The 10,082-nt window shown below is 38.3% G+C and carries 7 protein-coding genes; 5 read left to right on the forward strand and 2 right to left on the reverse strand.

The features are described from left to right. Positions 1 to 1,516: GumC family protein (locus tag AC4MRQ_RS22915; RefSeq protein WP_491200060.1), on the reverse strand; the 1,516-nt coding region annotated here is incomplete at its 3' end. A 5-nt stretch (positions 1,517 to 1,521) separates the two neighbouring features. Then, a complete protein-coding gene (locus AC4MRQ_RS22920; RefSeq protein ID WP_491200061.1) occupies positions 1,522 to 2,337 on the reverse strand; it encodes a polysaccharide biosynthesis/export family protein in 816 nt (271 codons plus the stop codon). Positions 2,338 to 2,679: 342 nt separating this feature from the next. On the opposite strand from AC4MRQ_RS22920, the gene ffh reads away from it, so the two are divergent. From ffh to secA, 5 genes are all read left to right on the forward strand, one after another. Further along, positions 2,680 to 4,017 carry a signal recognition particle protein gene (gene ffh / locus AC4MRQ_RS22925; RefSeq protein WP_491200062.1) on the forward strand — a complete coding sequence of 446 codons (1,338 nt, stop codon included), beginning with the start codon at positions 2,680 to 2,682 and terminating at the stop codon, positions 4,015 to 4,017. A 70-nt stretch (positions 4,018 to 4,087) separates the two neighbouring features. Continuing rightward, on the forward strand, positions 4,088 to 4,969 hold the full coding sequence (gene folD / locus AC4MRQ_RS22930) for a bifunctional methylenetetrahydrofolate dehydrogenase/methenyltetrahydrofolate cyclohydrolase FolD (RefSeq protein WP_491200063.1): 882 nt from the start codon (positions 4,088 to 4,090) through the stop codon (positions 4,967 to 4,969). 186 nt (positions 4,970 to 5,155) lie between these two features. Next, positions 5,156 to 6,646: a NapC/NirT family cytochrome c gene (locus tag AC4MRQ_RS22935; RefSeq protein WP_491200064.1), complete on the forward strand. Its 1,491-nt coding sequence runs from the start codon at positions 5,156 to 5,158 to the stop codon at positions 6,644 to 6,646. 182 nt (positions 6,647 to 6,828) lie between these two features. Next, positions 6,829 to 7,272: a hypothetical protein gene (locus tag AC4MRQ_RS22940; protein ID WP_491200065.1), complete on the forward strand. Its 444-nt coding sequence runs from the start codon at positions 6,829 to 6,831 to the stop codon at positions 7,270 to 7,272. A gap of 70 nt (positions 7,273 to 7,342) precedes the next feature. Next, on the forward strand, positions 7,343 to 10,082 hold a 2,740-nt coding region (gene secA, locus AC4MRQ_RS22945), incomplete at its 3' end, for a preprotein translocase subunit SecA (RefSeq protein ID WP_491200066.1).

Raw genomic sequence — 10,082 nt, forward strand, 5'->3', positions numbered from 1 at the left:
CCTGGCCTGCATATCTGGCACTTTCTAAAATCTGATGATCGGGTGTATTTGATGCTTTTTGTATTTGTGCTTCAGATTGCTTTCTCAACAAAAATGTATAAACCTCATTACTTAGTTCAAACTTACGCTCGATACCTAATAAGCGGCGTTCCGTTTCTGGTAAACCATACAAATCAACCTCGATCTTATCTTTGTTAGCAATTAAACGAAGTTTGTTGTTTTCAAGTTCTTTTAACTGACTCGAAATGGTTTTTAGAAGAGTTTGACGTGCAATATCAATTTGATTAACCAAGTCTTTATTGGTCATGTTTAAATCCTCAGCATAAGAACCAATAACAGATAAACGTTCTGAATTCAGATCGATTATTGATTTAATTTGCTCACTTAAAACATTGTTTTCTGTCTCGTACATAGCTGGTGCCAGCACCTGGTCACTTTTAATTTCTGAGGAGAAATAGTTCTTAAGATAATTGTAATAGTTACGTTTAATTTCCAGTTTTTCAAGGTTATGCTCAATATCTTGCATGCTGGTGAATAGGTATTCAGCCTTTGCTGAAACACTTTGTATTCGATTATCGGTTCTGAACTGACTTAATTCAGAGCCCGTAAGTTGAAGAGTATCTGTAATTACAAGTAATTGCTGACTAATAAAACGAATTGTATTAGTGGCAATTAGATTCTTTTGATTAAGATTATTTGAAATAAAAACTTCGGCCAGTTTATTTAAAAATACCAGGTTTTTTTGATTGTTTTTACCTGTGATTGATACTTTAATAATTGACGACCCTTCATTAGGTAACCTGGCCCTTAAGCGGCTTTTAAAATGACTAGCTACTTCTCTTGGATGATTGAATACAAAATATTGTTCGATATTCGAATTGTAATTATCACTTCTAGGAACAATTGAGAAGCTGGCCCATGGTGTAACAATCATTTCATTGTAATTAACAGTCTTTTCAAATGAAATGGGGCCGAAAGAACTTCCCCGGTTATGACCTTTATAAACAACAGATTGACTTGGTATTTCAGTTTCGACTTTGATTTTGCATTGCCTGTGGTTTATTGGAGTCACATAAATTGGAGTATTCAATAACTGAGGGTGAGTTGAATCAAATTTTACCACATAGTTTGCGTTGTGGTACATCTCAGTATTTTTTAATCTGCCTTCAGCAAAATAACTTACATGAAAATCAAGTTGATCAATGGTTTGCTGTACAATATCCCACGAGGTCAAAATTGCAATTTGATTATCAACACTTCGTTGCCCAGGCGTTAAACCAAAACCTTTCATAATGTCAGATTGCGATCTATTATCGCCCCGTTCTTCCATCAGCAAGGTAATTGTAGCACTATGAACCGGATGAATGTATCGGTGGGCCAGATATATACCTAAAAGACTAGTTGGAACTGTAATAACAAAAAGCCACCAGAATCGCATCAAATCCTGGATGAAGCGTTTAATATCAATATTAAATAATGAATTATGAGGGGTTGAATTATGAATTTCCGGCGACATAAATTCTAATTAACGATGGATTGGACGGTTAGATAAAGGGCTAAAATAGTTGTAATAATACCAATAGAAAATGATTCTCCAATGCCCAACTGTTTAGCTTTCATCGGACGTACATACATCATATCATTAGGGTATATATAATAATATTCCGAATTGACTATGTTTTTATCTGTTAAGTCAATCTGGTAGGTAACCGGACCATCAGGCATTTGTCTTATCAATTGGAGTTTGCGTTTTTTTCCAAAAGGCGTTACACCACCAGCCATGGCGACCGCTTCAAAAATAGTAACCTGCTCTTTTTGCATTGTAATCACACCTTGCTTTCTGAATTCACCTAAAGCAGTAAAAGTATTGGAAGCCAGTTTAAAAGTTAAGTTATATTCTTTTAAAAATGGTTCCAGTGCCTTTTCAACTTTTTCTTTCCCCATTCTCACATTACAACCCTTCAAGTTTATTAAACCAACATACGGAAAATCAATATTTAAAGAATCATCAATTTGATAATAGAAGAAATTCTGATTACGTTGATTATTCATATTACTGCCTGCCATCTGGTTATAGAACTCAGAAATTTTTGGATCAGGAGTAGATACATTTATGAATAGATAATCGTTGGGTTGCAAGAAATATTTATCGGTAATATTATCAAGTTCATTGAAAGGATTCTGATAATCTTTATCCGTGCTTTTATCTTGCAACAATACATATTCCTTTTGAGGAATACAGCCCGTCAATAAAAAAGCAATAATGAAAAAACCTCCAAAAGTGGTTTTGATAAGATTTATAGGTTTGATTTGGCAGATGCCTTTATTTCTAATCATTTGGTTGTAGTAATGGGTTATAATGTTCTAAAATAGAAAAAAGAACCAAAATTGATTCTGGTTGTGCAAAAATAAGCTTTTATTTTTGCTTGAAGCATACCTTTACAACGCAATAAATTGAATATTGAGATTAAATTCAAATGTGGTGCTGCCATTGGAGAATTACCTTATGTCTTATAATTTGCAGTTATCAGGTAAATAGCCAGCAACACATTGAGTTATGGATAGGTTTAAAAACAATTTATACGAAATGCCTTTGTTGGCTTGATATATAATAATAATTGTAACAACAATCTCTTATAATTTTTTAATTTTGCAGCAAAATTTAAAATAGTTACAGGAATGTTTGAGAATCTGAGCGAAAGGCTGGAGAGGTCATTTAAATTGCTGAAAGGTGAGAGTAAAATCACTGAACTAAATATTGCAGAGACACTTAAGGATATTCGACGAGCATTGTTGGATGCCGATGTTAACTATAAAACAGCCAAAACCTTTACCGAAACAGTGAAGAAAAAGGCCATGGGCCAAGATGTATTGAACGCTGTTAAGCCAGGTGAGATGATGGTAAAGCTGGTTCATGATGAGCTGGCTGTGTTAATGGGGGGTACATCAACCGATATTGATCTTAAAAATAATCCCAGTATTATTTTGATCGCCGGTTTACAAGGTTCTGGTAAAACAACTTTCACTGGTAAACTAGCCAATTTACTGAAGACTAAACGTAGCAAGAATCCTTTATTGGTTGCTGGTGACGTTTACCGTCCGGCTGCGATTAATCAGTTGCAGGTACTTGGAGAACAAATAGGCGCTACTGTATATACAGAAGAAGGATGTAAAGATCCTGTAAAGCTGGCTACCGATGGTATTAAACTTGCCAAGAAGGGGGCACACGATGTTGTGATTATTGATACTGCTGGTCGTTTAGCGATTGACGAGCAGATGATGAACGAGATATCGGCTGTTAAAAAGGCCGTTAATCCTGATGAGATTCTGTTTGTAGTTGACTCGATGACTGGTCAGGATGCTGTTAATACAGCTAAGGAGTTTAACGATCGTTTGGACTTTAATGGTGTAGTATTAACCAAGCTGGATGGTGATACACGTGGTGGTGCTGCTTTATCAATCCGAAGCGTTGTCGATAAACCTATCAAGTTTGTAGGTACGGGTGAAAAAATGGACGCCTTGGATGTGTTCCACCCGAATCGTATGGCCGACCGTATTTTAGGTATGGGTGATATTGTTTCACTTGTGGAACGTGCCCAGGAGCAATATGATGAAGAGGAAGCTCGTAAGCTGCAGAAGAAAATTGCCAAGAATCAGTTTAACTTTGATGATTTCTTAAAGCAGATACAGCAGATCAAAAAAATGGGTAACCTGAAAGATCTGGCTGCTATGATACCTGGTATGGGTAAGATGCTTAAAAATATCGATTTTGACGATGATGCTTTCAAAGGTATTGAAGCAATAATCCGTTCAATGACACCGGCTGAACGTGAGCAACCAACTATCATTAATGGTAGTCGTAAAAAACGAATTGCTGCAGGTAGTGGAACCACTATTCAGGAAGTGAATCGTCTTATTAAGCAATTTGATGATACCCGAAAAGTAATGAAGATGATGACGACAGGAAATAAGATGGGCAAGATGATGGGAAAAATGCCTATGGGACGTCGTCGATAAATAAAGAACTTTGAGAAGAGAAGCACAGGCGTGCTTCTTTTTTTATATATGAACCCCTAAATCGATAACCATGCAACTGATTGATGGAAAACTAACATCCAAAGAAGTACGCAAAGAAATTGCAGCAGAAGTGGAGGCTATTAAAGCTGCTGGTGGTAAAATTCCACACTTGGCTGCCATCCTTGTTGGCCACGATGGCGGTAGCGAATCATATGTTTCAGGTAAAATGAAAGCCTGTGAAGAAGTGGGTTTTAAATCAAGCCTGATTCGTTATGAGGATAATGTGACCGAAGAAGAATTATTAGCTAAGGTACAAGAGTTGAATAACGATCCTGATATTGATGGTTTCATTGTTCAATTGCCATTGCCTAAGCATATTGACGAAGATAAAGTTAACGAAACCATTGATCCGCGTAAAGATGTGGATGGTTTTCATCCGGTTAATGTTGGGCGTATGACCATAGGAATGCCAGCGTTTATTTCTGCAACACCGCAAGGAATTATGGAGTTGTTGAAGCGTTATGAGATAGAAACATCCGGCAAACATGTGGTTGTGATTGGTCGAAGCAATATTGTTGGTCGCCCTATGAGCGTATTGTTATCACAGAAAGGCAACCCTGGCAATGCGACCGTAACAGTTGCTCATAGTCGTACTGCAAACCTTAAAGAGTTATGTCTGGATGCCGATATCATCATTGCAGCCATTGGAGCACCTGGATTTGTAAAAGGTGATATGGTGAAAGAAGGAGCTGTAGTCATTGACGTGGGAACTACCCGTGTACCAGCCACTGATACAAAATCAGGTTGGCGACTAAAAGGGGATGTTTTGTTTGATGAAGTAGCACCAAAGTGCTCGTACATTACACCTGTTCCTGGAGGTGTTGGTCCTATGACCATCACATCGTTGATTATCAACACCCTTAAATCAGCTAAGAAAGAGATTTATAGCTAAGTAGTTCAAAAACTATAGATATTAAGGTCGATGTATTTTTATATGTCGGCCTTTTTTATTGCTTTGATTATGTGAGTTATAGTAGGCTTCTGTTGATGTTAGGTAACACTTTGATTGACAAATGTACCTTTAATGGCAATTGTTTTTTTGAAGAATCAATGCTAACTTTTATTCAAACTTACTGCTATGAAACTTCCTAAATCATACTACAATTCTTTATCACTTGTAGGTACAATTATAAGCTCCATTGCTTTGCTATTGATTTTTTTATCCCTTTTGTTTTCTTTTCTCTTCGATGCTGGTAGTTCGTATCTGGGATTATTTTCATTTATTCTGTTGCCGGCCATAATGATTTTTGGTCTGTTTTTAATACCCATTGGCATGATCCGAACTTTAAGGAAGGCAAAAAAAAGCAATGGTGAGATACCGGATAAATGGATGGTGATTGATTTTAAAGATCCGCGCTATCGCAATGCTGCAGCGGTTTTTGTTATTGGTACTATAGTTCTTATGCTCCTGACAGCAGTTGGTAGTTATGAAGCCTATCATTACACAGAGTCGGTTGAGTTTTGTGGACAAGTGTGTCATCGTGTTATGAAACCCGAGTATGTAACCTATATGAATTCATCCCACGCCAAAGTGGCTTGCGTCGAATGTCATGTAGGACAAGGTGCTAATTGGTATGTTAAGTCAAAATTATCTGGACTTTACCAGGTTTACGCTGTGTTAGCCAATACTTATCCACGCCCAATACCGACACCAATCAGCAACTTACGACCGGCCAAAGAAACCTGTGAAGAGTGTCATTGGCCTGAAAAGTTCTACACGCCACGTTTAAAACTGGAACAACATTTTTTATCTGATTCGCTTAATACAAAGTGGAACATTCAATTACTGATGAAAACCAACAGTCATCACAGTGCCAATAATCTGGCCGAAGGGATTCACTGGCACATTAATCCAAATATAAAAATTGAATATATTGCAGAAGATGATACCCGTGAAATAATACCCTGGGTTCGATCCATTAACCTGTTAACAGGTGATACAATTGTTTATGAAGATAGTTGGGCTCCACTTGATTCATCAATCATAGCTACTTCTAGTCCACGAGTTATGGATTGTATGGATTGTCATAATCGTCCGTCACATAATTACTTGTTGCCACAGCAATTTGTCGATAGAGGATTGGCTGCAGGTGATATTCCTGTCATTCCAGAAATAAAACTGATTGCCATGGATATTTTAAAAGATCCTTATCCAACAGAAAAATCGGCTAAAGTGGCAATACAAACTCGCATAAGTGAATTCTATCAAAGTAATTATCCGCAAATACATCAAGATTTGGTTGACAAAGCAATTGCAGGTGTTGAAGAAGGCTATATGCGAAATATATTTCCGGAAATGCAAGCCAGTTGGGATGTTTATACCGACCATATCGGCCATATAGAATATAATGGATGCTTTCGTTGTCATAACGATTCACATATTAGTATTGACAATCAGAAAATCACTCGCGACTGCAATGCCTGCCATTTAATTATGATGCAAGGAGTTGAAGGAAGTGAGGAGCTATCGCCAGTTAATAGCTCACTGCAGTTTAAGCATCCGGTCGATATCGATAAAGTATGGAAAGAGTCGCTATGTGCCGATTGTCACCGTTATTTGTACTTATAACTTAAAGGTGAAATTTCAATAATGTGGTTTTTTACATTCGCTTTAACGGCTGAAGTTAAGGTGTCCTAAATTGATGTATTTAATGATCACCATATGATTATAAGGTGGTACAAAATGAATTCTTATTTAAATCTTGTTAATTCTTATATAAGAATACTATCTTAGTGCGGATTTTACAAAGCATGATTCAAAAGCAGAAAATAGAGGCACAATATTTAAAGCTCATTGGGGTTACCCTGTTGATGACTGCGGCCTGTGTTTCTGATTCCGGTAACAGAAAGTCAGCATTTTTTGCTGATGATCATGTTCGGGAAATTATTCTGGAGCAATTTCAGCTATTGTCAACTGCCCACTTTAATGAAGTTCTGGATTGGGAATATGCCATTAAAGAAGCGAGTGAGTTGCCACATCAGGGCATTGAATCAACTGATGGTTTAAGTTACTCAGTTGTTACCTCAAATCAAACATTGCCTTCGTTTGATGAGCAATTGAGCTTGTATTGTGGTAGCTTATTACTGGAACCTGATAACAAGCTATGTGAAGCTGTTTTCTGGACTGAACCAATAACAGTTTGTTCAGAACGAAACAAATATTCACTTATTACACGTGCCGGCCCTTTGGCATAACTGCAATTTGTGTTTTTTAGGCACTTCTGCCTAATGATCTAATTTCTAATAATCTAATATTTTATAATATATGGCACTAAGTGGTTTGATTTCCAAATTATTTGGGAACAAGTACGACAGAGATATGAAAGAGGTAGAACCTTTTGTAAATAATATCAAAAAGGTGTACCCGGAAATTGAAAAGCTTTCGCACAATGAGTTACGTCAAAAATCAGTTGAACTGCGCGAGCGTATTCAGGGCGCTATTAAAGCGGAGCAGGATAAAATTGCTGAATTAAAAGCTAAAACAGAGTCAACAGAAATTTCGGTTGGCGAAAAGGAAAAGATTTATAAAGAGGTTGATAAGCTTGAGAAGGATATCACAGAAAAGCTTGAGAAAGCTTTGACTGATGCTTTACCTGAGGCCTTCTCTATTGTTAAGGATACAGCGCGTCGTTTCACTCAGAACGAATCAATTGAAGTAGCAGCAACACAATTTGATCGTGATTTATCGGCAACCAAAGATTTTGTAGATATAGAAGGGGATAACGCCGTTTACTACAACTCATGGGTTGCAGGGGGTAATGAAATTACCTGGGACATGATCCACTATGATGTTCAGTTAATTGGTGGGGTTGTATTACATAGTGGTAAAATTGCTGAGATGGCTACCGGTGAAGGTAAAACATTAGTAGCTACTTTACCTGTATTCCTGAATGCTTTAGCAGGTCGTGGTGTGCATGTTGTGACCGTGAATGACTACCTGGCTAAGCGTGACTCCGAGTGGATGGGGCCATTATACCAATTCCACGGTTTGTCAGTTGATTGTATTGATAAGCACAGACCTAATTCACCAGAACGTCGTGCTGCCTATAAAGCAGATATTACTTTTGGTACCAACAACGAGTTTGGTTTCGATTACCTACGCGATAACATGGCTATTTCGCCAGATGATTTGGTACAACGTCCGCATAACTATGCTATTGTCGACGAGGTTGACTCGGTATTGATCGATGATGCCAGAACTCCTTTGATTATTTCAGGTCCTGTACCTAAGGGTGATGATCAGTTATTTGGTGATTTAAAACCAAAGATTGAGAAAATTGTAGAGGCACAGAAGAAACTTGTAACAGGTGTACTGGCTGATGCCAAGCAGAAACTTAAATCATCAGATAAAAAAGAGCAGGAAGAGGGTTCGTTATTATTGCTTCGTGCATTTAAAGGTTTGCCTAAGAATAAAGCGATCATTAAATTCTTAAGTGAGGTGGGAGTAAAGGCCAGCATGTTGAAGACAGAGAATTTCTACATGCAGGAGAATAGTAAGAATATGCACATTGTTACTGATCCGCTTTACTTTGTTATTGATGAGAAAAACAATTCGATTGAGTTAACCGATAAAGGTTTGGATTTGATTACCGGTTCGGCCGAAGATCCAAACTTCTTCGTATTGCCTGATGTGGGTTCTGATATTGCAGCTCTTGAAAAAGAAACAATGCCCGAAGAGGAGCGTACCAAGAAGAAAGATGAGATTCTTCAGAATTTCTCCATTAAGTCGGAGCGTGTTCATACCATCAACCAGCTATTAAAAGCTTATACTTTATTCGAGAAAGATGTAGAGTATGTGGTGATGGACAACAAAGTAAAGATTGTTGATGAGCAGACAGGTCGTATCATGGAAGGCCGCCGTTATTCAGATGGGCTTCACCAGGCTATTGAAGCGAAGGAACGTGTAACAGTTGAGGCGGCTACACAAACCTACGCAACCATTACCTTACAGAATTATTTCCGCATGTATAATAAGCTGTCGGGTATGACTGGTACTGCGGAAACAGAGGCTGGTGAGCTTTGGGATATCTATGAATTAGATGTGGTAGTTATTCCTACCAACCGTCCGATTCAGCGTAACGATATGGAAGATATCGTGTATAAAACAAAGCGTGAAAAATACAATGCGGTAAGTGCTGAGATTATTCGCTTAGTCGAAGAAGGTCGTCCGGTGCTGGTTGGTACAACATCGGTTGAAGTATCTGAGTTATTAAGCCGTACCTTAAAAATGCGTGGTATTAAGCACAATGTACTGAATGCGAAATTGCACCAACGTGAGGCTGAGATTGTTGCCGATGCAGGTACAGCAGGAGTAGTGACCATTGCTACCAACATGGCTGGTCGTGGTACCGATATTAAGTTAACTCCGGAAGTGAAAGCAGCCGGAGGTTTGGCCATTATTGGTACTGAGCGTCACGAATCGCGTCGCGTTGACCGTCAGTTACGTGGTCGTGCAGGTCGTCAGGGTGATCCTGGTTCGTCACAGTTCTTTGTTTCATTGGAAGATGATTTGATGCGTTTGTTTGGTTCAGACCGCATCGTGAAATATATGGACCGTCTTGGTTTGGAAGATGGCGAAATGATTCAGCACAGCATGATTACCAAATCCATCGAGCGTGCTCAGAAAAAGGTAGAGGAGAATAACTTTGGTATTCGTAAGCGCCTGTTGGAGTATGATGATGTGATGAACTCACAACGCGAGGTGATTTACACCAAGCGTCGTCATGCACTTCATGGAGAGCGTATTCAGGTTGATATCTCTAATATGATGGCAGATACTTGTACTGATATAGTTGAGGAATATCAGAATGCAGGTGACTTTGAAGGATTCAAATTAGAGTTGATCCGTATATTCTCGGCTCAGTCACCATTCGCTGAAGAAGAGTTCCTGAAAGGACGCGCAGATGAATTATCTACACAACTATTCGAAAAGATGTGGGATGCATACAAGCGTAAAGGTGAAATGATTGCTCAACAAGCTAACCCGGTAATTAAAGATGTGTACG

This window comes from Carboxylicivirga sp., assembly GCF_982718395.1.